We start from the raw sequence: 21,947 nt of genomic DNA, 5'->3' as shown, positions 1-21,947 counted from the left end.
TCGCGTGTGGACAGCGGCTCGGGGGTCTAGGTTTCTGAGTCATGCAGGGTGCGCCGAGCAGGTTGCAGGTGCGGCTGGCCGCCGACGCCGCCAGCGTCCCCGCCGCGCGCCGGTTCGTGGCGGACGGCCTGACCGCGTGGGGCGAGGCCCGGCTGGTCGACGCCGCCGAGCTGGTGGCGAGCGAGCTGTCGAGCAACGCGGCGCTGCACGCGAGCGCGGAGTTCATGCACGTGACGCTCGAGCGGTCCGGCGCCGCCGCCACCGGCGTACGCGTCGCGGTCGAGGACGACGGGCCCGTGGGGGTCGAGGCCGTGCTGCCGCGGGCACTCGCCGGCGACGACCTCGACTGGGACGAGCTCGACGCGACGGGCCGTGGGCTGACCATCGTCGCCATGCTGGCCGGACGCTGGGGCGTCGACGAGACCACGCGCGGCAAGCGGGTGTGGGCCGACCTGGACGGCGGAGCGGCGCACGCCGCGCTCGACCCGGAGCGCGCCGAGCCGGACGCCGGACCCGTGGACGGCGACCTGCCGCCCGGCTGGGCGCTCGTCCGCCTCGTGGAGTGCCCGGTCGCGCTGAGCCTGCGGCAGGACAGCCACCTCGACGAGCTGGTCCGCGAGCTGCAGCTGCTGGGGGCAGACGAGCACAACAGCGAGTCGGCCGCCATCGCCGAGGAGATCCGGGGGCTCCTGGTCTCGCCGACCCACGCCCGGCTCACGGGTCGCCGGGCCGCCGAGCAGGCACGGGACGACCACCTCGAGTTCGTCGACGTCGAGATGGCCATGCCCCGCGAGTTCGGGGTGCTGGTCGAGCAGCTGCAACGGGCCGTCGCCCGGGCCGACCGGCTGTGCGAGGAGGGCCGGTTGCTGACGCTGGCGTCCCCGGCCGAGCTGCGCGCGCTGCGGGCCTGGATGACCCACGAGGTGCTCGGGCAGACGAGCAGGGGAGCGGCGCCGATGTCCTGGCCGGCGTGGCTCGCCGCCACGCCGGCGGCCTGAGGGTCGCCTCAGGCAGCGCGCCGCCGCGGCAGGCCCAGCGCGAGCGCGGCGATCACCACTCCGGCCCCGGCCGTCGCGAGCCAGGTGGGGAGGGCGGTGGGGATGCCGAGGAACGTCGTGATCCCGAGGATGCGCGCCATGCCCCACGGGAGCAGCGCGAGCTGGTCGTTCCAGACGGTCAGCGAGTCCTCGAGGCCGACCGCCGCGAGCAGGACCCCCAGCGCGAGCATCACGGCACCGACGGTGCCGGCCGCCGTCGCGGCGGCCCGGCGACCCACGGACCGGGCGGCCAGCGACCACACCAGGGCGGCGAGGACCCAGCCGGCCAGGACGACCGCCACCACGACGTACGCCGTCCGCACGAGGGGCTCGGTCCAGAAGACGAACCAGTAGCCACCCGGGCCACGCCAGGCCAGGACCGCGAGCAGCAGCAGCGACCGGAGGACCACCGCGCCGCCGACCGCGGTCGCGACGTGCCACGACCGGGTGCGCCACGTCGCGACGGCGACGACCGTGGCGAGCACGCCCCAGCCGAGGCCGACGGCGAGCAGGTGGCTCGGCGCCAGGAACCACGTCAGCACCAGTCGGCTCCACGCCACCGCTGCCACCGGCAGCGCCACCACCAGCCACCGCGACACCGGGCCGGGGTCGCGCCACGGCGTGACCGCGGTGCGGACGAGGGTGCGGCCGGTGCGGGTCAGGCCGAGGCCGAGCAGCAGGGCCACCAGGCCGGCGCGGGCGAGCCACGCCATCGGGAGGTCGCGGGCCGCGCGCTCCTCGCCGATCCGGGCTGCGGTGAGGTTGTAGGCCGGCAGTGCCAGGTCGTCGCCGTACGTCTCCTCGTGCTGCGCTGCGGCGGCGTCGAACCGCTGACGGGCGGTCTCCCAGACCTGGCGGCCCTCGCCGGTGTCGAGCCACTGCGCGTGGCGCAGCACCATCTCGCGGTAGGCGCCGAGGAGGGCGTGCAGGTCGACCTGGTAGTCGAGCGAGGCGAGCAGCTGCTCGCGCAGCGCTGGGTCGCGGTAGGTCGTCGCGTCGGTGCCGTCGACGAGGTCGCGCATGGTCATGGCCACGTCGATCGCGTGCTGCCCGTCGTCGATCGCCTCCGTCACCCCCTCCACGGTGGCGTTCTCGGGGGAGGAGTCGCGGGTGACGGCGTAGAGGACGTCGAGGACCGCGCTGTCGCCGGTGAGGATGTCCCACTCGAACAGCAGCATCTGCGGCGGCGGCTCGAGGCCCAGGGCGAAGGCGCGCACCTCGGCGAACTGCGGGACGTACTGCCCGTGGGTGACCGCCTCGCGCGAGAGGGCGAGGGCCTCGGTGACCTTCGCGACCGTGTCGGGGTCGGTGGAGAGCCAGCGCCGCACCCAGTCGGAGGTGAGCTCGGCGGGGTCGGCGTCCGGGTCCCGCGCCAGCCGGCCGGCGACCTCGGTGTTGAGGTCGTAGAGCTGCCAGAAGCCGGTCGTCAGCAGCAGCGACCTCGGCCCGGCGCGCCACGGACCGCCGTCCTGGGTCCACGTCCAGACCCCCTCAACGTGCGGGTTGGCTGCGAGGAAGCGGCGGAGTGCGAGCTGGTGGAGCACGCCGAGGTCGTTGGGGACCGTCCCGAACGACTCGAACTCGCGTCGGCTCTGCATCTCGACGATGCGCCGCTGGGTGCCCTGCTCGAGCGTCTCGTTGAGCGGGAGCCAGGAGTAGAAGTCGCCGAGGCTGTACTTCGTCGACACCACCAGCCGCGGGGAGTCGACGCCCGCGAGCACCTCGTCGTACGACTCGGGGTTGGTGTGCATGTCACCCACCGCACCGACGCCGACGCTCCAGGTCCGGAAGACGACGTCCTTGCCGGCGCGCTCCGCCTGACCGGTGAAGGCGTCGAGCATCGCCCGGACGGCGGGCGCCGTGGTCACCGTGATCTCGGAGAAGTAGTCGATGCCGGGCGTGTTGTAGATCGACCCGCCCTCGCCGATGCGGAGCACGACACCGGACAGCTGCGGGAGCTCCTCGTACAGCTCGTCGAGCGCCGCCTCGTAGACGTCCCACAGCCCGGGGTCGGTCGGGTCGAGGTCGAACCGTTCGGTGAGGTGGCGCTCGAGCGGGGTGCTGAGCACGAGCATGTCGGTGCGGAGGTAGACGTCGAGGCCCAGCTCGTCGAGCTCGGCCCAGAGCGGGCCGAACGCGTCCCGCACCGCTTCTGCCCGGGCGATGTACTCCGGGTCGTCGGCGTAGACCTCCGGCACCTCGGCGAAGGTGACGTACTCCAGGAAGCCGGGCACGGTGACGGCGTTGTAGCCCTGCGCCAGCACGTGCTCGGCGAAGTCGCGGAGGTCCTCGCGGGCGTCGGCGAGGGCCGCCTCGTCGATCCATGGCGCCTCGGGCAGCAGGACGTCCTCGAACGCGCGCGAGTAGTGGGAGTAGTCGGTGCCGCCGCGCCACTGCTCGGGGTCGGGGTCGACCCCCGCCGCGCCGAGGTCGACCAWCCGGAACGGCAACCGGGAGGTCACCGTCTCGCCGAGCCGCTCGGTGAGCGGCCGGTGGGCCCACGCGGCCTGGGCGAGGTCGTAGACGCCCCGGACCGCCCCGGTCTCGGACGCCGCACGGATCCGAAGCTGGTCGGCGGTGCCCGTCAGGCGGTAGGAGTCGTCGTCATCATCGCCGTCGCCGAAGCGGACCCGCAGGGTCGCCGTCCCCTCGCCGTCGGCGGTCGCGTCGCGCAGCTCGGCCCGCGCGGCGTCGAGGCGTACGCCGTCGGGTGCCGTGACGCGCACGCGCGGGGGAGCGACGGACTCCCGCGGCGGTGCCGCGCGCAGCACCTCGGGTGGCACCTCCTTGGGCTCGACCCGGATGCCCAGCGCGCTCGAGATGCCGTACGCCGTCGCCGCGCCCAGTGCGCCGAGCACGAGGAGGGTGAGGATGACCTGGAGCCCCCGCTTCATCACGAGCGCACTCTAGTGAGGGGCGCGTCCGGCCGGGGCGAAAAAAGGAGTTGGTGAGTGAGCACTCACTCACTTACAGTGGAGGGCGTGCCACCTCGTGCCAAGCCCCTCTCGCCCGACGACCGCCGCGCAGCCCTCGTCGACGCCACCGTCCCGCTGCTGCTCGAGCACGGGCGCACCGTGACCACCCGGCAGATCGCCGACGCCGCCGGCATCGCCGAGGGGACGATCTTCCGGGTGTTCGACTCCAAGGACGACCTGGTCCTGGCGGCCCTCGAGCACGCGCTCGACCTCGACCCGTTCATCGCCCAGCTTGAGCAGGTCGATCCTGACCAGGAGCTCGGTGCCATGCTGCTGGAGGTCGTCGAGCTCTTCCAGCGGCGCTTCTCCCGGGTGTTCCAGCTGATGAGCCGGATGGGCATGGTCGGACCGCCCAAGGCACACCGGCACATGGAGGCCGAGCGCGAGCGGGTGGCCGTGATCCTCGAGGGTCTCGCCGAGCGGCACCGCGACTCCCTGCGGGTGCCGCCGAGCCAGCTGATGCACATGGTCAGGCTGCTGACCTTCTCCGGAACCCATCCCCACATCTCCGACGGCAACCCGCTGTCCGCCGAGGAGATCGTCGACACCGTGCTCAACGGCGTGCTCAAGCCCCGGCAGAACAAGGACTCCTGATGCTGCTCCGACTCGTCCGTACCTATCTCAGGCCGTACGCCGCCCCGCTGGCCGCCGTCGTCGCGCTCCAGTTCGTCGGCACGATGGCCGCGCTCGCCCTGCCCAGCCTCAACGCCGACATCATCGACAACGGCGTCGTCACCGGTGACACGGGCTACATCGTGCGCCACGGCGGGCTGATGCTCGCGGTCTCGCTGGTGCAGGTCGTCTGCTCCATCGCCGCGGTGTGGTTCTCCGCCCGCAACGCGATGGGCTTCGGCCGCGACCTCCGGGCCGCCATCTTCCGCCGCGTCGGCTCCTTCTCGACCCGCGAGGTGCAGCACTTCGGCGCCCCGTCGCTGATCACCCGCGAGACCAACGACGTGCAGCAGGTGCAGATGCTCGTGCTGATGGGCGGCACGCTCATGGTGGCCGCCCCGATCATGATGGTCGGCGGCATCATCATGGCCGCGCGCGAGGACATCGGCCTGTCCTGGCTGGTCCTCGCCGTGGTGCCGGTCCTCGGCATCTCCATCGGTCTCATCATTCGCCAGATGGTGCCGAGCTTCCGGCTGATGCAGGAGCGCATCGACGAGGTCAACCGGCTGCTGCGCGAGCAGATCACCGGCGTCCGCGTCGTGCGGGCGTTCGTCCGCGAGGAGCACGAGACCACCCGGTTCGCCGACGCCAACGCGCAGCTGACCGAGGTCGCGATCCGCGCCGGCCGCTGGCAGGCCGCGATGTTCCCGACGGTGATGGTCGTGGCCAACGTCGCGACTGTCGGGGTGCTGTGGTTCGGCGGGCACCGCGTCGAGGCCGGCCACATGGAGGTCGGGGCGCTCACCGCCTACATCTCCTACCTGATGCAGATCGTCATGTCGGTGATGATGGCGATGTTCATGCTGATGATGGTCCCGCGCGCCGCGGTGTGCGCCGACCGGATCACCGACGTGCTCGACACCGATTCGTCGGTGGTCCCGCCGGCCGACGCCGTCACCGAGCTGCCCGAGCGCCTCGCCCTCGACCTCGACGCGGTCACCTTCGCCTACCCAGGCGCCGACGAGCCGGTGCTGCGCGAGGTCACGATGACGGCCCGGCCCGGGGAGACGATGGCGATCGTCGGGTCGACCGGCGCCGGCAAGTCGACGCTCGTCAACCTCGTCCCGCGCCTCTTCGACGCGACCGGGGGAGCCGTGCGCGTCGGCGGGGTCGACGTACGCGACATCGATCCCGAGACGCTGTGGTCCCGGCTCGGCCTGGTGCCGCAGAAGGCCTTCCTCTTCCGCGGGACCATCGCCGACAACCTGCGCTACGGCAAGCCCGACGCGACCGAGGAGGAGATGTGGGCGGCGCTCGAGATCTCCCAGGCGAAGGAGTTCGTCGAGGCGATGCCCGACGGGCTCGAGTCCGAGGTGGCCCAGGGCGGGACCAGCCTCAGCGGCGGGCAGCGCCAGCGCATGGCGATCGCGCGTGCGGTGATCCGCCGCCCGGAGATCTACCTGTTCGACGACTCCTTCTCGGCGCTCGACCTCACCACCGACGCCCGGCTGCGGGCGGCGCTGAGGCCGGTGACGCGGGAGTCGACGGTGGTGATCGTGGCCCAACGCGTCGCGACCATCCGCCATGCCGACCGGATCGTGGTGATGGAGGACGGCGCCGTCGTCGGCAGCGGCACCCATGACGAGCTGCTCGAGACCTGCACGACCTACCGGGAGATCGTCGAGTCCCAGCTGACCGCCGAGGAGGTGGCATGAGCACGAAGGAAGCGCCCGCCAAGGACGGGCAGCTGAAGGAGACCGAGCGCGTCCAGTCCGGACCGGGCGGTCCCGGCCGCGGCCCGATGGGCGGCGGCATGATCGGGCAGAAGGCGGACACGTTCTGGCCCTCGCTCAAGCGCCTGCTGTCCCGGCTGCACCCCGAGCGCCACAAGGCGTACGCCGTGCTGGTGCTGACGGTGCTCAGCGTCATCGCCACCGCGATCGGCCCGTGGATCCTCGGCCGGGCGACCGACCTGATCTTCGCGGGGCTGATCGGCAGGGACGTGCTCGCGACCGGGGCGACGCAGGAGCAGGCCATCGAGGCGCTGCGCGCCCGGGGCGAGGACAACCAGGCCGACATGCTCGCCTCGATGGACCTCACCGACGGCGTCGACTTCTCGGCCGTCGCCGACGTGCTGCTGGTCGTCCTCGCCGTGTACGTCGCCGCGTCGCTGCTGTCGTTCCTCGGCGGCTACCTCCTCAACGACGTCGTGCAGGGCACCGTGCTGCGGATGCGCGCCGAGGTCGAGGACAAGGTCCACCGGCTGCCGCTGGGCTACTTCGACAAGCAGCCGCGCGGCGAGCTGCTCAGCCGCGTCACCAACGACATCGACAACGTCAGCCAGACGCTGCAGCAGACGATGAGCCAGATGCTCAACTCGGTGCTCACGGTCTTCGCGGTGCTGGCGATGATGTTCTGGATCTCGCCGCTGCTGGCGGCGGTCGCGCTGGTCTCGGTGCCGATCGCGATGTTCATCACCGGTGCGGTGATGAAGCGCTCGCAGGGGATGTTCATCCAGCAGTGGCGGCGCACCGGCACGCTCAACGCCCACATCGAGGAGACCTTCTCCGGGCACGCGATCGTCAAGGTCTTCGGTCGTCAGCACGAGGCCGAGCGGGTGTTCGCCGAGCAGAACGACGACCTCTACGAGGCGTCGTACGGCGCCCAGTTCGTCAGCGGCCTGATCATGCCGATCATGATGTTCGTCGGAAACCTGAACTACGTCGTCATCGCCGTCCTCGGCGGCCTCCGCGTCGCCAGCGGGACGATGTCGCTCGGTGACGTGCAGGCGTTCATCCAGTACTCGCGCCAGTTCACCCAGCCGCTGACGCAGGTGGCATCGATGCTCAACCTGCTGCAGTCGGGCGTCGCATCCGCGGAGCGGGTCTTCGAGCTGCTCGACGCCGACGAGGAGTCGGCCGACGCGACCGGTCGTCCGGCCTCGGCCGCGGACGCGCGGGGCGAGGTGCGCTTCGAGGACGTGTCGTTCTCCTACGACCCGGAGCGGCCGCTCATCGAGCACCTGTCGCTCGTGGCCGAGCCCGGCCACACGGTCGCGATCGTCGGCCCGACTGGTGCCGGCAAGACGACGATGGTCAACCTGGTGATGCGCTTCTACGACCCCCAGTCGGGCCGCATCCTCATCGACGGCGTCGACATCACCTCGATCCCGCGCGGCGTCCTGCGCGGCCGGATCGGGATGGTGCTCCAGGACACCTGGCTCTTCGCCGGCACGATCCGCGACAACATCGCCTACGGCCGCCCCGACGCCAGCGAGGAGCAGATCCTCGAGGCCGCGAGGGCCACCTTCGTCGACCGCTTCGTCCACTCGCTGCCCGACGGCTACGACACCGTCATCGACGAGGACGGCTCGAACCTGTCGGCGGGCGAGCGGCAGCTGGTGACGATCGCGCGGGCCTTCCTGTCCGACCCGGCGCTGCTGATCCTCGACGAGGCCACCTCGTCGGTCGACACCCGCACCGAGCTGCTGCTCCAGCAGGCGATGGCGGCGCTGCGCTCGGACCGGACGTCGTTCGTGATCGCGCACCGTCTCTCCACGATCCGCGACGCCGACCTGATCCTCGTCATGGAGGACGGCTCGATCGTCGAGCAGGGCTCGCACGAGCAGCTGCTCGAGGTGGACGGCGCCTACGCCCGGCTCTACCGCTCGCAGTTCGAGGCGGCCGTCGAGGACGTCGTCGTCTGAGGTCCGCCCGGTTAATCCATTGAGCGCCCCCGCGCTCCGACGTACGGTTGGGGCACACAGAAGGGAGGTGATCCGAAGAATGAGTTCTTTTCGGATGAGTGAGGTGGCTGCCCGCTAAGGCAGCCCGGTCCGCCGACAGCTGCCGGCGAATCCATCGCAGCCACCCGACCCGCAGGCTCCCGGTGTTCATCCCCCGGGGCCCCTCCCAGAGGGGCAGCAGGCCTGCGGGTCGCTGCATTTCCCGGCTCCCCGAGCCCGAGGTGATCCAGGTCTCGTCGCCGTCGGATGGTGGAACAAACCCGCCGCGCGTATGGTTGTGGAGAGCAACTATTGCTGATCACAACCGAACGAAGGACTGCAGTGACCCAGGCTCCCCCCGTGACCGCCGAGCAGGCCGGCGAGATGACGCACCGTCAGGTGCTCGAGGCCCTCAGCGGCCTCCTCCTCGCGATGTTCGTAGCGATGCTGTCCAGCACGATCGTCAGCAACGCGCTGCCGACCATCGTCGACGACCTCGAGGGCAGCCAGACCGGCTACACCTGGGTCGTCGTCGCCACCATGCTCGCGATGACTGCGACCACCCCGATCTGGGGCAAGTTCGCCGACCTGTTCGACAAGAAGCTGCTCGTGCAGACGGCCCTGATCATCTTCTCGGTCGGCTCGCTCATCGCCGGCTTCGCCCCGTCGATGGAGGTGCTGATCGGCGCCCGCGTCGTGCAGGGCCTCGGCGTCGGCGGCCTGACGGCGCTCGTCCAGGTCGTCATCGCCACGATGGTCTCCCCGCGCGAGCGCGGTCGCTACAGCGGCTACATCGGCGCCGTCTTCGCGCTCGCCACGGTCAGCGGACCGCTCGTCGGTGGCGTCCTCGTGGACACCGTCGGCTGGCGCTGGTGCTTCTTCGCCGGTCTCCCGGTCGCGGCCCTCGCCTTCGTCGTGCTGCAGAAGACGCTGCGCCTCCCGGTCGTGAAGCGTGACGACGTCTCGATCGACTACCTCGGCGCCTTCCTGCTCGTCGGCGGCGTCTCGATCCTGCTGATCTGGGTCTCGCTCGGCGGCCAGAACTTCGAGTGGCTCTCCTGGACCAGCGCGCTGCTCGTCGTCGGCGCCGTCGCCGTCGTCGGTGCGGCCATCCACGTCGAGGCCAACGTCGCCAAGGACCCGGTCATCCCGCTGCGCCTGTTCAAGGACCGCACCCTCACCCTCGCCACCGTCGCCTCGGTGCTCATCGGCGTCGCGATGTTCGGCTCGACGGTCTACCTGAGCCTCTACTTCCAGCGCGCCAAGGACATGAGCCCCACCGAGGCCGGCCTGATGTCGATCTGCATGGTCGGCGGCCTCCTCGTCTCGAGCATCCTGAGCGGCCGGATCATCTCAGCCACAGGCGTGTGGAAGCGCTGGCTCGTCGGGGGCATGGTCGCCGTCATCGCCGGCATCGGCCTGCTCGCCACCATCGACGCCTCCACCCCGCTGTGGCGCACCGGCCTCTTCATGGCGGTCCTCGGCCTGGGCCTCGGCGCCACGATGCAGAACCTCGTGCTCGCCGTGCAGAACACCATCGCCCTCTCCGACATGGGCGCGGGCTCCTCGGTGATCGCGTTCTTCCGCTCCCTCGGTGGCTCCATCGGCATCGCCGCACTGGGCGCCGTGCTGGCCCACCAGGTCGCCGACGCGGTCCAGTCCGGCCTGACGAAGCTGCTCATGGTCCACCCGGAGTACGCCTCGGCCGTCTCCCACGACACCGGCAGCATCCCGGACGTGTCCACCCTGCCGGCGCCGGTCCGGGCGATCTTCGAGAGCGCCTTCGGCGACGCGACCGGTCACATCTTCCTGGTGGCCCTGCCGTTCGCGGTGGGCGCGCTGATCGCCGTCCTCTTCATCAAGGAGGTGCCCCTGCGCACGTCGGTGAAGCGCGAGGACGAGCTCGTGGCGGAGGCCGCGCAGGCATGATCTCCTCCGTGACCACCACGAGGTACGACGACCTGCGCCGCATCGAGGCCGAGGTCGGGACGCTGATCCGCCGCGTCAAGCGGGTCATGGGGGAGCGGGCCCGCGAGGTCCACCCCGACCTGCACCCGATGACGTACTTCATCCTCACCCACCTGGCGCAGCACGGCCCGCTGCGCGCGGCCGACCTGTCCGACGCCTTCGGCATGGACAAGGGCGGCGTCAGCCGGCAGGTGCAGACGCTGGTCGACCTCGGTCTCGTCGAGCGCCAGCCGGCCGCCGAGGACCGTCGCGCCATCCTGCTGGACGCCAGCGACGAAGGTCGCCAGCGACTGGAGGCGATGACCCTCAACCGCAGCAACAGGTTCGACGAGCGGCTGTCTGCCTGGAGCGACGAGGAGCTCGCCGGGTTCAGCGACCAGCTGTCGGCGTACAACCGCGCCCTCAGCGACGACTGACCGACCGACAGACCACCGCCTCCGCCGCCGACGTCATGCGGACCCGCACCCATGGGTGCCGATCCGCATGACGCAGCGACGGGGGCGGCGTCGTTCCCAGGCTTGCGTCAGCGCAGCCAGGCGGCGGTGTCGCCGGGCAGCCTGCCGCCGTCGACCGGGCCGCTGGCCAGCAGCAGCTCGGCCGCGGGGAGCTCGACGTCGGCCCCGCCGCAGTTGAGCACGACCGTGAGAGGACCGCGCCGGAACGCCAGCACGTCGGTGCCGAGGTCGAGCAGCTCGACCTCCTCGCCGGCGGTCCAGGCGAACTCGCGCCGGGTCGCGAGCGCGGCGCGGTAGAACTCGAGCGTCGAGCCCTCGGCGCCGGTCTGGGCGTCGACGGTGAGCGAGGCCCAGCCGGCCGGCTGCGGGATCCACGGCTGGCCGTCGCCGGGTCCGAAGGCGTACGGCGCCTCGCCGCCGCCCCACGGGATCGGGACGCGGCAGCCGTCGCGGCCGACCTCGCCGGTGCGGAGGTACGACGGGTCCTGCCGGTCCTCCGGGGCGACGTCGACCTGCTCGAGGCCGAGCTCCTCGCCCTGGTAGAGGTAGCTGGAGCCGGGGAGTGCGAGCATCGCCAGCGTCGCGGCGCGGCCGCGGGCGAGGCCCTTCGCGCCGCCGCCGTAGCGGGTCACGTGACGTACGACGTCGTGGTTGCTGAGCACCCAGGTCGGCGAGGCGCCGACCGGCTCGACCGCGGCGAGGGTGTCGGTGATGACCGTCGCGAAGGACTCGGCCGACCAGTCGGCGAGCAGCCAGGCGAAGTTGAACGCCTGGTCGAGCTCGTCGGGTCGCACGAAGGCGGCCATCGACTCGGGCGTCTGGGTCCAGGCCTCGGCCACGGCCATCCGGTCCGGGCCGGCCTCGTCGAGGACGCGGTGCCAGGCGCGGTAGACGTCGTGGACCTCCGGCTGGTCCCACATGGGCTCGTCCTTGATGTCGCGCGAGACCATCGAGTGGTCGGTGTTGACCTGGCCGGAGCTGGCCCGGCCGCCCTCGGCGACCACCTGGTCGCGGAGGCTGGCCTCCTTGAACAGGCCGTGCGCCACGTCGACGCGGAAGCCGTCGACGCCGCGGTCGAGCCAGAAGCGCAGGACGTCCTCGAACATCGCCGGCACCTCGGGGTTGCGCCAGTCGAGGTCGGGCTGCGTGGAGTCGAAGAGGTGGAGGTACCACTGGCCGTCGTCGACCTGCGTCCAGGCCGGGCCGCCGAAGACCGACTCCCAGTTGTTGGGCGGGGTGCCGTCCTTCTTCCCCTCAGGGCTGTCGCGGAAGAGATAGCGGCCGCGCTCGGGGCTGCCGGGACCGGCGGCGAGGGCCGCCTGGAACCACTCGTGCTGGTCGGACGTGTGGTTGGGCACCAGGTCGACCACGACGCGCAGGCCGAGCTCGTGGGCGCGCGCGACCAGGTCGTCGGCGTCGGAGAGCGAGCCGAAGAGCGGGTCGACGTCGCGGTAGTCGGCGACGTCGTAGCCGTGGTCGTGCTGCGGCGAGGTGTAGAACGGCGTGATCCACAGGGCGTCGACGCCGAGGTCGGCGAGGTGCGGGAGGCGCGAGGTGATGCCCGGCAGGTCGCCGATGCCGTCGCCGTCACTGTCGGCGAAGCTCCGGACGTAGACCTGGTAGATCACCGCGTTGCGCCACCAGTAGGTCTTTGGATCGTTCAAATCAACCATGGTCCCATCCTCTCAAACGGCCGACGGGGCCGGTCAATCCGAGGACGAGGCCCGTCCGCCGAACATCGCCGGGTCGACGGCGATCCAGGTGTGCTCGGCACTGGCCACGACGCGGCCGTCGGCGTCGTACAGCGTCGAGGCGGTGAACGTCTTGCGACCGTCCCGGCCGCGGCCCTCGCCGACCACGACGTGGGGCTCGCCGATGACCGGCAGGTCGTCGATGCGCGCGGTCATCCGCCCGAGCACCATGAGCCGCTCCGTCAGGTCGCCGGCCCAGCCGCCGATGCAGTCGAGCGCCGCCCAGGTGACGGCGACCGACGCGCGGGGGTGCTCGTCGACGTAGGTGTGCCAGTCCTCGTGGAGGCTCGGGTGCGGCGTCCAGGGGGCTGCGACGCGATGGCCGTCGGGGCCCTCGCCGACCGGGCCGGGGAAGATCCGCAGCCCGTCGGCCTCCTCGCGCGCCGTGCCGCACGCGAAGCAGGTGGGGAAGGGGTGGAACGTGTGGCCCGGGTACGACGACGAGGCGGCCGCGGCGGCGTCCGGGTCGACCGGCYCCACCTCGGCGAGCACCCGGTCGACGCGGTGCGCCGTGGCGATCGGGGCGCCGCCGAACGACGCGGTCGTGACGCCGGCCTCGGCGGTGACGTCGAGCGGGGTGTCGAGGGGCGGCGGCTGGCGCAGCGACACCTCGATCGGGGGCCAGCTGCCGCAGTGGTCGTCCGGCGCGTCGGCGTCGTCGAGGGCGGCCAGTGCGCCCGCGGTCCAGCCACCGTTGCCGGAGTCGGGAGGTCCGCAGAAGCGTCGGGGCACGATGAGCTCGGTCACCGGTTCACTGTGCCACGACGTGCATGCGGCTCGCAGTTGCCGGATGGGACACAATGACCACCGTGAGTGACCTGATCGACACCACCGAGATGTACCTCCGCACGATCTACGAGCTCGTGGAGGAGGGCATCGTGCCGCTGCGTGCCCGCATCGCCGAGCGGCTGCACCAGTCGGGCCCGACGGTGTCGCAGACCGTGGCCCGGATGGAGCGTGACGGGCTGCTCACCGTGCAGGGCGACCGCCACCTCGAGCTCACCGACGAGGGCCAGCTCCTGGCCACCCGCGTGATGCGCAAGCACCGGCTCGCCGAGCGGCTGCTGACCGACGTCATCGGCCTCGACTGGGAGCTCGTCCACGCCGAGGCGTGCCGCTGGGAGCACGTGATGTCGGAGACCGTCGAGCGCCGGCTCCTCGAGCTGCTCGACCACCCGACCGAGTCGCCCTACGGCAACCCGATCCCGGGGCTCGACGAGCTGGGCGACGTCGGCGGCGAGGACTTCATGGACAACGTCGAGCCGCTCTCGGGCGCCGCGGGGCCTGCGGACCAGCGAGTCCACGTCAAGCGGATCTCCGAGGAGATGCAGAAGGACGAGGAGCTGATGGGCCTGCTCCGACGCGTCGGCGCGCTCCCCGGCAAGACCGTGACGATCGCCCGCACCGAGGAGGGCATCCTCATCGGGTCCGGCGGCGAGACCGCCGAGCTCCTCGTCGAGGCGGCCGAGCACATCTTCGTCCGCCGCTAGGTCGCCCGACCCGCGAGCGCGGTGAGGAACTCGCTGCACCCCACCTCGAGCTTGTACGACGCCAGCTCGTCGCCGCGGGTCGCCCCGCGGTTCACGATGACGATCGGCGTCCCGCCCCGGGCCGCCCGCTTGACGAACCGCAGCCCGCTCATCACCGTCAGCGACGACCCGGCGACGAGCAGCGCCCCCGACGGGCCGAGCGCCTCGACGGCGGCGTAGCAGCGCGCCACCCGGTCGGCCGGCACGTTCTCACCGAAGAAGACCACGTCGGGCTTGAGCGGCCCGCCGCACGGGCAGCGCGGCACCACGAAGTCGTGGGTGTCGTCGAGGTCGACGTCGCCGTCGGGACGCGACTCCACCCAGCCGTGCCGCTCGAGCCAACCGGGGTTGAGGGCGTTGAGCTCGCGCTCGAGCGCGGCACGGGAGGTCGTCGTACGACACGTGAGGCAGACGACGTCGGCGACGCGGCCGTGGAGGGCGACGAGGCGCCGTGACCCGGCGGCCTCGTGCAGGCCGTCGACGTTCTGGGTGATGAGCAGCCCGGGGTCGAGGGCGGCGAGGGCCTGGTGTCCGGCGTTGGTCTCGGCGCGGCCCATCCGCTGCCACCCGAGGTGGCTGCGCGCCCAGTAGCGCTGCTGCGCGTCGGGGGTGGCGATGAACTCCTGGTAGGTCATCGGTGCACGCGTCGGTGCGCCCGGGCCGCGGTAGTCGGGGATCCCGGAGTCGGTGGACAGTCCGGCGCCGGTGAGCACGACCAGCGGCCGCGAGGCGAGCAGGTCGAGGGCCTCGTCCTCGGCGGAGAGGCGGGCCGTGAGGGTCACGCGTAGCGCGCCTGGGCGCGGGCGCGGGCCTTGGCCGACTCGATCTCGCGGTTCTTCGGCGGGGCGGCGGTGACGAGGTCGTCGAGCAGGTGCTCGGTGATGTGGGCGATCTCCTTCACCGCGGCGTAGAAGACCTCCTCGTTGGCCTGCGACGGCTTCGTCGTGCCGGCCACCTTGCGCACGTACTGCAGGGCGGCCGCGGTGACCTCGTCACGCGTCGCGGGCGGCTCGAAGTTGTTCAGCGGGCGGATGTTGCGGCACATGGCTCCGAGGGTACGACGCAGTGGCCGTCGCTCACAGGGCGAAGAACGTGACGTCCTCGCCCGTCACGAGCGCGACCTTGCCGGAGGCGAGGGCCACGAGGCGTACGTCGGCGACGTCGGTGCCGTGCTCCACCTCGACCATCCGGTTGCTCATCGACCCGTCGGCCAGCGAGAGGACCGAGACCCAGCCGGTGGTGCCGGTCCAGCCCTGGCTGACGACGGTGAGGACCGTGCGCTGCTCGGGCAGCCAGGTGAACTGGCGCGGGTCGGTCGCCGCTCCGGCCTGCGTGCCCTCGTCGTAGCGGACGACGTCGAGCTGGCGCGGGGAGGCGAGGTCGGTGACGTCGAAGAGCGCCGCCTGCGCGCCGCGGGTGACGCCGTCGAGCGTGGCATCTTGGCCCATCCCGATGAGCCGCTGCTCGCCGAGCGGATGGAGGTACTCGGAGAAGCCGGGGATCTTCAGCTCGCCCACCAGCCGCGGCGCGGTGGGGTCGCTGAGGTCGATCGCGTAGAGCGGGTCGGTCTGGCGGAAGGTGACCACGATGGCGAGGTCGTCGAACCACCGCACGGACTTGATCTCCTCGCCGACGCCGAGCTGGTCGACCCGGCCGTCCTCGACGAGGTCTGAGCCCTCCTCGCGGAGCGTCAGAACCGAGTTGAAGTTGCCGGTCTCGCTGCTCGGCCCGACCGCGACGCGGAGCGAGCCGCCCACGGCGTCCATCGACCAGCGGTCCGCGATGGTGCCCTCCACCTCGCCCGAGGCGACGTACGTCGCGTCGGTCCCGTCGAGGGCGAAGGCGAAGAGGGGCGTCGTGCCGTCGGTGCCGGGGAAGCCGGCCGGGCGGCAGTTCATGCAGTCGACCCAGCCCCACTGGGGTGCAGACGCGGCGAGGTAGAACCGGTCGGTCGAGAAGTAGGAGATGGCGGAGTCGGTGGCCACGGCGGTGGTCGTGCGCGCGGTCGGCTCGGCCGGGTCGAAGGCCAGCAGGGTGGTGGTGCCGAGGGCCAGGTCGTCGTCGGGGATCGCGACGTCCTCGCAGTCGACGACCGGTGCGCCGTCGACCGTGGGGAGCCAGTCGGCCAGCGTGGTGTCGCGCACGAGCGCGCGGTTGCTCAGCCGCGCCCGGAGCTGGCCCAGGGTCCCGTCGGGGGCGGAGAAGTCGAGCTCGGGCAGGCCGTTCTGCAGCACGACACGCACGACGTCGTCGTGCAGGCGCACCGCCGACGCCCGGCCCCGGACCGTGGTCGCGTCGACCACCGTCGGAGAGGTGGGGTCGGCGAGGTCGACCGTCGTGATCGTCGTCGACATCCCGTCCGTCGAGGTGCCGATGACCACCGCGCGCCCGTCGACGAGGACCATCTCACCGCCGGGATCGCCGACCCACCCGCTGGTGCCGCGCGCGTCCTCGAGGCGGGTCGAGGACAGCAGGCGCGGCTCGTCGCCCGAGACGTCGTACGCCAGCAGCTCGCCGTCGCGCAGCCGCAGGAGCAGGCTGCCGGATACCTTCACCACGTCGGCCTCGTCGACGCCGGCCTCCTGGACGTTGGTGCCGGACTCGTTGCTGGTGCTGCGCGACGTGCTGACCGACGACCGGGCGGCCTCCGAGGAGGGCGCCGCCGCGGATCCTGCGGCGTCTCCACTGGTCATGACGTCGTACATGACGTCGCCGCCCCAGCCGTAGGGACCGACCGATTCGAGCGCCCGGTCGACGTACGAGGCGAGGAGCTCGTCGCACCCCGCGGCGACCGTGAGGTCGGCGTTGGCGAGCACGATCGGCGGCGAGCCGGGAGGGCGGCCGTCGCCATCGGGGTCGTTGCCCAGCGCGTAGCCGACGCCGACGGCTGCGGCGAGGCTGGTGGCGACCGTGGCACCGGTGACGAGGTTGCGAACGCGCTGCGCTGTGGGCATGGCGGTGGGACGGGACCCCAGTGAGCGCGGTTCCGCGTGACACGATGGCGCGATGAGCGACCGCCGCGCCGACAGCCGCCCCGACCGCGACCTGGACCTCGTCCTCTTCGGTGCCACCGGGTTCACCGGCGGGCTGACCGCCGACTACCTCGCCGACGCAGCGCCGGCCGGGCTGCGCTGGGCGATCGCCGGTCGCAACGCCGACAAGCTCGAGGCCGTACGCCGACGGCTCGCCGAGGCCGGGGCGGACGACGTCGAGGTGCTGGTCGCCGACTCGACCGACGCCGCGGCCCTGTCCGACATCGCCCGCCGCGCCCGCGTGGTCGCCACCACGATCGGGCCCTACCTCGAGCACGGCGCCCCCCTGGTCGCCGCCTGTGCCGAGGCCGGCACGGACTACCTCGACCTCACCGGCGAGCCGGAGTTCGTGGACCGGATGTTCCTCGAGCACCACCAGACCGCGGTGCGCACCGGCGCCCGCCTCGTCCATGCCTGCGGCTTCGACTCCATCCCGCACGACCTGGGCGCCTACTACACCGTGCAGCAGCTGCCGGACGACGAGCCGATCACGGTGCGCGGCGTCGTCCGCTCCGGCGGCGCCTTCTCGGGCGGTACCTTCCACTCGGCGATGGAGCAGTTCGCCCGGGCCAAGCAGATGCGCGCGACGTACGCCGCCCGCCGGCGCGCCGAGGCACGACCCGAGGGACGGTCGTCGCGGGCGGTGCGCGGCAAGCCCCACCGCGACCCGGTGCTCGGCTACTGGCTGCTCCCGCTGCCGACGATCGACCCGATCATCGTCGCGCGCACCGGCGCCGCGCTGGCGTCGTACGGTCCGAAGTTCCGCTACTCCCACTGGGTCGGCACCAAGACCCTGCGATACGCCGCCGGCGGTGCCGTGGGTGTCGGCGCGCTGACCCTCGCCGCCCAGGTGAAGCCGCTGCGCGAGCTCATCAAGTCCAAGGTGCCGCAGGGCTCCGGGCCCGACGACGCCAAGCGCGCGAAGTCGTGGTTCACCGTCGACTTCCTCGGCGAGGCCGGAGAGCAGACGGTCCGCACCCGCGTCTCCGGCGGCGACCCGGGCTACACCGAGACCGCCAAGATGCTGGCCGAGGCCGCGCTGTGCCTCGCCCTCGACGACAACCCCGGGACGGCCGGGCAGGTCACGCCGGCCCAGGCCATGGGCGATGCGTTGCTCGACCGGTTGCAGAAGGCAGGGATCCGCTTCGAGACGCTCGCCGGCTGACCCCCTGCCGGATGATGGGGTGATGACGGGCCAGGGGCACGGGACGGCTGCTGACGTCGTGCTCGCCCACCTGGCCGAGAACGTCGCCCGGCTGCACGAGGGGGAGGCCCGGGTCCGTTCGGGCGAGACGAGTGCCGTCCACAAGATGCGCATCGCCTCACGACGGCTCCGAACGGCGCTCCGCACGTGTCAGCCGCTGTTCGAGGAGAGCACCGCTGCCCTCAGTGACGAGCTGCGCTGGCTCGGGCGCGCGTTGAGCGGCGCCCGCGACGCCCAGGTGCTTCGGGAGCGGCTGCGACTCCTCGTCTCGACCCAGCCTCCGGAGCTCGTGATGGGGCCGGTGGACGTCCTGATCGACGACGAGCTGAGCGCTGCCGAGCAGCGTGGGCGCGAGCGAGCGCTCGAGGCGTTGGGGGACTCCCGCTACGACCGCCTGCTGGGCGACCTCGACGATCTCGTGCGCGACCTCCCGATGACGGAGGAGGCCGCCAGGCCGGCGGGCGACGTGATCCCCCGCCTGCTCCGTCGCGACGCCAGGCGCCTGCGGCGCGCGGTCCGGGCCGCTCGGCGGGCCGAGGCCGGCGAGGCGCACGACGCGGCGCTCCACAACGCGCGCAAGAAGGCGAAGCGGCTGCGCTACGCCGCCGAGCTGGCGGTCCCGGCCCTGGGAGAGCCGGCGGAGGGGCTGGCCTCCGCTGCCGAGGAGGTGCAGCAGGCGCTGGGGCAGCACCAGGACACGGTGATGTCGCGGAAGTTCCTGCGCGAGCAGGGCGCACGCATGCACCTCGACGGGATGAACGGGTTCACCCTCGGCCGCCTGCACGCGATCGAGGAGGCCCGCGCCGCAGCGGCGACCGTGGACTTCGAGCACGCGTGGACCCACGTGGAGGACCACAGGATCCGGAAGCACTAGTACAGGGCGGGCGATACACGTGGTTCTGGTGCCCCAGGCAAGAGTCGAACTTGCGACCTTTCGCTTAGGAGGCGGCTGCTCTATCCACTGAGCTACTGGGGCGGCACCGCGGCACCCGAGGTGGCGCGGCGGGAAGCATCCTGCCACGACGTCGTACGCCCTCGATCATCAGCAGGGCGTCTGCCCGGCACGGCTGCTGCTCGGCGGGAGCGGAAATCTTGCTGCGGTGAAGTAGGTTCAGTCCGGTCAGCCCCTCCCCACCCCAACGAAGGTGAGCCCGTGTCGGACGAGCCGCGCCCTGAGCCGTCCGACGGCGCACCAAAACGCCGGGGGAAAGTGGCCCGCAAGCACACCGTCGGCCGCGTGGTCCTGATCAGCGCGCTCGTGCTCGCACTCATCACCGGGCTCGGCACCGTCTACTTCATCCGCCACCTCAACGGCAACATCGAGGGGCTCTCGCTCGACGCGCTCGGCGACGACGAGCGGCCCGAGAAGGTCTTCACCGGCAACGGCGAGCCGCTCAACATCCTGGTGATGGGGTCCGACTCGCGCGACTGCGAGGGCTGCGACATCGACAAGGAGGGCGGCGGCGGCTCCGACACCACCATCCTCGTGCACCTGTCCGCGGACCGCAGCCGAGCGTACGCCGTCTCGATCCCGCGCGACTCGATCATCGACCGCCCCGAGTGCAACGCCGGCGATTCCGCCGCCGCAACCGACGTGATGTGGAACGCCGCCTACGGCGTGGGCGGCCCGGTCTGCACCCTCGACCAGCTCGAGTACAACACCGACGTCTTCGTCGACCACTTCATCGTCGTCGACTTCGCCAGCTTCGGCGACATGGTCGACGCCGTCGGCGGCGTCCCGGTCTGCGTCCCGGAGGACATCGTCGACCGCGAGCACCAGATCTTCGTGCCGAAGGGCGACCCGTCGGTCCTCACCGGCGACGAGGCCCTCGACTACGTCCGCGCGCGCTACGTCGGCGAGCAGCTCCAGCAGAACGACATCTCGCGCATCCGCCGCCAGCAGGAGTTCATCGGAGCGCTCGTGCGCGAGGTGCAGTCGACCGGCACGCTGACCCGGCTCGACAAGGTCGTGAAGTTCCTCGACGCTGCGACCAAGTCGCTGACCACCGACGAGGAGTTCGCCTCGGTCACCCGCCTGGGCAAGGTGGCGATGCAGCTCCAGAACATCGGTCTCGACAAGGTCCAGTTCGTGACGCTGCCGACCGAGTACTACCCGCGCGACTCCGACTTCTGGGGCAAGGTCTACTGGACGCCTGAGGCCGAGCAGATCTGGAAGCTGATCAAGGAGGACAAGGTCATCCCGCCGAAGCTGCTGGGTGGCAACTCCGTGAGCGCCGAGGGGCCGCCCGGATCCTCCGAGACCCCGTCGCCGAGCGCCGGAGGCGAGACCCCGTCGGAGACCCCGTCCGAGACCCCGTCCGAGACCCCGTCGGAGACGGCCTCGCCCAGCGAGACCGCTTCTCCCGATGCGCCCGCGACCACCGACCCCGACCCCATCCCGGGCATCTGCGCCTGACCGCTCCCGTGGATCCTGACACCCCTGCCGATCCGGACGCCGAGGCTGAGGCGCCTGCCGAGCCCGCCGAGCGCGAGCCCGAGTGGAAGCGCCGCCGCCGGCTGGCGGCGGTCTTCGGCGACAGCGGTCCCGACCAGACGAGCGACGACCGCGACCCGGGCGAGGACCGCTCCGGCAAGGGCGACGACTGGTACCGCGACCAGGTGCCGCCCCACCACGGCTGATCCATCCTCCGCCTCGAGCGGTGGCTCAGCCACGTTCGTACGCCTTGGAGTGTCGTTCAGTCACCGCTCGGTGGCGTGTCCCGGCCCGACGCGCCGGGCGGCGGTGGCCCAGCCACCGTCGTACGCCTCGGAATGTGGGTCAGCCACCGCCCGGCGGGACGCGCACCGCGGCGGGACGACGAACGGCCCGCCCCCGCTCGGGGACGGGCCGTACGAGGTCCTGGCGGACGAGGGTCAGACGGCCCCGCCGCGGGCGCGGAGCAGGTCGCGGATCTCCTCGAGGAGGGCGACGTCGGGCGCCGCACCGGCTTCCTCGGTGGGGAAGAAGCGCTCGCGGGCCTTGGTGTAGGGCACCACGATGAAGAAGTAGACGACCGCGCCCATGATGAGGAACGCGATCAGGGCGTTGAGGAAGGCACCGAAGCTGCCCACCTCGTCGGTGAAGAAGTCATCCGAGCTGGGCAGCAGGCCGGTGAGCCACGCGGTGAAGGTGGTGACGACCGCTGCGAAGGCGAGCGCCATGATGAGGCCGGTGGCGATCTCGATCAGGTTGCCCTTGAGGACGAAGGCCTTGAAGCCGCTCATGCTGGATCTCCCTCTGGTGGGGGCCCGAGAGGGCCGAGGACGTGAACGAACGTCACGCTATCGGCTCCACGACACCGTGAGGTACTTCGTCAGCGACGCGCCAGCGATCGTGACCGCCTCCTCGGCGCTCGCCCCGACCACGACCAGCGCACCGCCCGACCCGCCTGCGGGCCCGTCCGGCACGCCCGTCGGCGTGGCGAGGACGGTGACGTCGCGCGCGACGAGGGACGCCTCGCCGGTGCCCGGATCGGTGGCGAGCAGGTCGACCTCGTCGCCGGCACGCAGCAGCGCGGCCATGCCGGCGTCCGGCAGCCGCACGGGCACGATCGTCTCCCCGGGCTGGGCGAGCGCCAGGCCCGGCCCGACGAGGCGTACGTCGGTCACGACCTCGCCGCGGCCGATCGCCGCGGCCAGCACGCGCCCGGCCGGAGCGGA

General features: G+C 72.0%; 18 protein-coding genes, 1 tRNA gene and 1 pseudogene. 11 read left to right on the top strand and 9 right to left on the bottom strand.

The window, feature by feature from the left end:
* The first annotated feature begins 41 nt into the window (after nt 1–41).
* On the top strand, nt 42–998 hold the full coding sequence (locus ACXJKB_RS21200) for an ATP-binding protein (protein ID WP_457191946.1): 957 nt from the start codon (nt 42–44) through the stop codon (nt 996–998).
* An 8-nt stretch (nt 999–1,006) separates the two neighbouring features.
* On the opposite strand, the gene ACXJKB_RS21195 is transcribed toward ACXJKB_RS21200, so the two are convergent.
* Nucleotides 1,007–3,934, bottom strand: a complete 2,928-nt coding sequence (locus tag ACXJKB_RS21195) for a hypothetical protein (protein ID WP_457191944.1) — start codon at nt 3,932–3,934, stop codon at nt 1,007–1,009.
* Nucleotides 3,935–4,018: 84 nt separating this feature from the next.
* Here ACXJKB_RS21195 and ACXJKB_RS21190 point away from each other — a divergent pair, with 84 nt between their 5' ends.
* From ACXJKB_RS21190 to ACXJKB_RS21170, 5 genes are all read left to right on the top strand, one after another.
* Entirely contained in the window at nt 4,019–4,606 is a 588-nt protein-coding gene (locus ACXJKB_RS21190) for a TetR/AcrR family transcriptional regulator (protein WP_457191942.1), read from the top strand.
* Complete coding sequence (locus ACXJKB_RS21185) at nt 4,606–6,339, top strand: ABC transporter ATP-binding protein (protein ID WP_457191941.1); 1,734 nt, start codon at nt 4,606–4,608, stop codon at nt 6,337–6,339. The genes ACXJKB_RS21190 and ACXJKB_RS21185 overlap by 1 nt, the downstream gene beginning before the upstream one ends.
* Nucleotides 6,336–8,330: an ABC transporter ATP-binding protein gene (locus ACXJKB_RS21180; RefSeq protein ID WP_457191940.1), complete on the top strand. Its 1,995-nt coding sequence runs from the start codon at nt 6,336–6,338 to the stop codon at nt 8,328–8,330. The genes ACXJKB_RS21185 and ACXJKB_RS21180 overlap by 4 nt, the downstream gene beginning before the upstream one ends.
* 378 nt (nt 8,331–8,708) lie before the next feature.
* On the top strand, nt 8,709–10,277 hold the full coding sequence (locus ACXJKB_RS21175; RefSeq protein ID WP_457191938.1) for an MDR family MFS transporter: 1,569 nt from the start codon (nt 8,709–8,711) through the stop codon (nt 10,275–10,277).
* An 8-nt stretch (nt 10,278–10,285) separates the two neighbouring features.
* Nucleotides 10,286–10,732, top strand: a complete 447-nt coding sequence (locus tag ACXJKB_RS21170) for a MarR family winged helix-turn-helix transcriptional regulator (protein ID WP_457191936.1) — start codon at nt 10,286–10,288, stop codon at nt 10,730–10,732.
* Between the two features lie 107 nt (nt 10,733–10,839).
* On the opposite strand, the gene ACXJKB_RS21165 is transcribed toward ACXJKB_RS21170, so the two are convergent.
* Together ACXJKB_RS21165 and ACXJKB_RS21160 are read right to left on the bottom strand one after the other, a co-directional pair.
* Nucleotides 10,840–12,444: a glycoside hydrolase family 13 protein gene (locus ACXJKB_RS21165; protein WP_457191934.1), complete on the bottom strand. Its 1,605-nt coding sequence runs from the start codon at nt 12,442–12,444 to the stop codon at nt 10,840–10,842.
* A gap of 33 nt (nt 12,445–12,477) precedes the next feature.
* On the bottom strand, nt 12,478–13,269 hold the full coding sequence (locus tag ACXJKB_RS21160; protein WP_457191932.1) for a hypothetical protein: 792 nt from the start codon (nt 13,267–13,269) through the stop codon (nt 12,478–12,480).
* 62 nt (nt 13,270–13,331) lie between these two features.
* On the opposite strand from ACXJKB_RS21160, the gene ACXJKB_RS21155 reads away from it, so the two are divergent.
* On the top strand, nt 13,332–14,012 hold the full coding sequence (locus tag ACXJKB_RS21155) for a metal-dependent transcriptional regulator (protein WP_457191930.1): 681 nt from the start codon (nt 13,332–13,334) through the stop codon (nt 14,010–14,012).
* Here ACXJKB_RS21155 and ACXJKB_RS21150 read toward each other — a convergent pair.
* Genes ACXJKB_RS21150 through ACXJKB_RS21140 form a run of 3 tightly spaced genes read right to left on the bottom strand, consistent with a single transcriptional unit; the run spans nt 14,009 to nt 17,005 of the window.
* Nucleotides 14,009–14,833 (bottom strand): Sir2 family NAD-dependent protein deacetylase, encoded by an 825-nt coding sequence (locus ACXJKB_RS21150; protein ID WP_457191928.1) that lies wholly within the window; start codon nt 14,831–14,833, stop codon nt 14,009–14,011. The two genes, ACXJKB_RS21155 and ACXJKB_RS21150, sit on opposite strands and share 4 nt — an antisense overlap.
* A complete protein-coding gene (locus tag ACXJKB_RS21145; RefSeq protein ID WP_457191926.1) occupies nt 14,830–15,096 on the bottom strand; it encodes a DUF2277 domain-containing protein in 267 nt (88 codons plus the stop codon). Before ACXJKB_RS21145 ends, ACXJKB_RS21150 begins: the two co-directional genes overlap by 4 nt.
* A 31-nt stretch (nt 15,097–15,127) precedes the next feature.
* A complete protein-coding gene (locus ACXJKB_RS21140; protein WP_457191924.1) occupies nt 15,128–17,005 on the bottom strand; it encodes a beta-propeller domain-containing protein in 1,878 nt (625 codons plus the stop codon).
* A 52-nt stretch (nt 17,006–17,057) separates the two neighbouring features.
* On the opposite strand from ACXJKB_RS21140, the gene ACXJKB_RS21135 reads away from it, so the two are divergent.
* Nucleotides 17,058–18,248 (top strand): saccharopine dehydrogenase family protein, encoded by a 1,191-nt coding sequence (locus tag ACXJKB_RS21135; protein ID WP_457191922.1) that lies wholly within the window; start codon nt 17,058–17,060, stop codon nt 18,246–18,248.
* A 22-nt stretch (nt 18,249–18,270) separates the two neighbouring features.
* A complete protein-coding gene (locus ACXJKB_RS21130; RefSeq protein ID WP_457191920.1) occupies nt 18,271–19,161 on the top strand; it encodes a CHAD domain-containing protein in 891 nt (296 codons plus the stop codon).
* Between the two features lie 26 nt (nt 19,162–19,187).
* On the opposite strand, the gene ACXJKB_RS21125 is transcribed toward ACXJKB_RS21130, so the two are convergent.
* Nucleotides 19,188–19,263, bottom strand: a tRNA-Arg gene (locus tag ACXJKB_RS21125).
* Between the two features lie 261 nt (nt 19,264–19,524).
* On the opposite strand from ACXJKB_RS21125, the gene ACXJKB_RS21120 reads away from it, so the two are divergent.
* Nucleotides 19,525–20,703 (top strand): LCP family glycopolymer transferase, encoded by a 1,179-nt coding sequence (locus ACXJKB_RS21120; RefSeq protein WP_457191918.1) that lies wholly within the window; start codon nt 19,525–19,527, stop codon nt 20,701–20,703.
* 8 nt (nt 20,704–20,711) lie between these two features.
* Nucleotides 20,712–20,927, top strand: coding sequence for a hypothetical protein (locus ACXJKB_RS21115; protein WP_457191916.1), 216 nt, complete (start codon nt 20,712–20,714; stop codon nt 20,925–20,927).
* A gap of 234 nt (nt 20,928–21,161) precedes the next feature.
* Here ACXJKB_RS21115 and ACXJKB_RS21110 read toward each other — a convergent pair whose 3' ends face one another.
* Both ACXJKB_RS21110 and ACXJKB_RS21105 read right to left on the bottom strand, forming a co-directional pair.
* Entirely contained in the window at nt 21,162–21,512 is a 351-nt protein-coding gene (locus ACXJKB_RS21110; RefSeq protein ID WP_457191914.1) for an MscL family protein, read from the bottom strand.
* A gap of 57 nt (nt 21,513–21,569) precedes the next feature.
* Nucleotides 21,570–21,947: pseudogene (locus ACXJKB_RS21105) on the bottom strand (SAF domain-containing protein); the annotation flags it as partial.

The sequence above is a fragment of the Nocardioides sp. P5_E3 genome, assembly GCF_054049275.1.
The sequence above is the reverse complement of the archived record's forward strand: the minus strand, read 5'-3'. Positions and strand labels throughout refer to the sequence as shown.

What these genes read in the sequence shown, in the direction of transcription:
- ACXJKB_RS21200 (WP_457191946.1), top strand. Translation starts at nt 42, where the DNA reads ATGCAGGGTGCGCCGAGCAGGTTGCAGGTGCGGCTGGCCGCCGACGCC.
- ACXJKB_RS21185 (WP_457191941.1), top strand. Translation starts at nt 4,606, where the DNA reads ATGCTGCTCCGACTCGTCCGTACCTATCTCAGGCCGTACGCCGCCCCG.
- ACXJKB_RS21180 (WP_457191940.1), top strand. Translation starts at nt 6,336, where the DNA reads ATGAGCACGAAGGAAGCGCCCGCCAAGGACGGGCAGCTGAAGGAGACC.
- ACXJKB_RS21165 (WP_457191934.1), bottom strand. Translation starts at nt 12,444, where the DNA reads ATGGTTGATTTGAACGATCCAAAGACCTACTGGTGGCGCAACGCGGTG.
- ACXJKB_RS21145 (WP_457191926.1), bottom strand. Translation starts at nt 15,096, where the DNA reads ATGTGCCGCAACATCCGCCCGCTGAACAACTTCGAGCCGCCCGCGACG.
- ACXJKB_RS21140 (WP_457191924.1), bottom strand. Translation starts at nt 17,005, where the DNA reads ATGCCCACAGCGCAGCGCGTTCGCAACCTCGTCACCGGTGCCACGGTC.
- ACXJKB_RS21135 (WP_457191922.1), top strand. Translation starts at nt 17,058, where the DNA reads ATGAGCGACCGCCGCGCCGACAGCCGCCCCGACCGCGACCTGGACCTC.
- ACXJKB_RS21130 (WP_457191920.1), top strand. Translation starts at nt 18,271, where the DNA reads ATGACGGGCCAGGGGCACGGGACGGCTGCTGACGTCGTGCTCGCCCAC.
- ACXJKB_RS21110 (WP_457191914.1), bottom strand. Translation starts at nt 21,512, where the DNA reads ATGAGCGGCTTCAAGGCCTTCGTCCTCAAGGGCAACCTGATCGAGATC.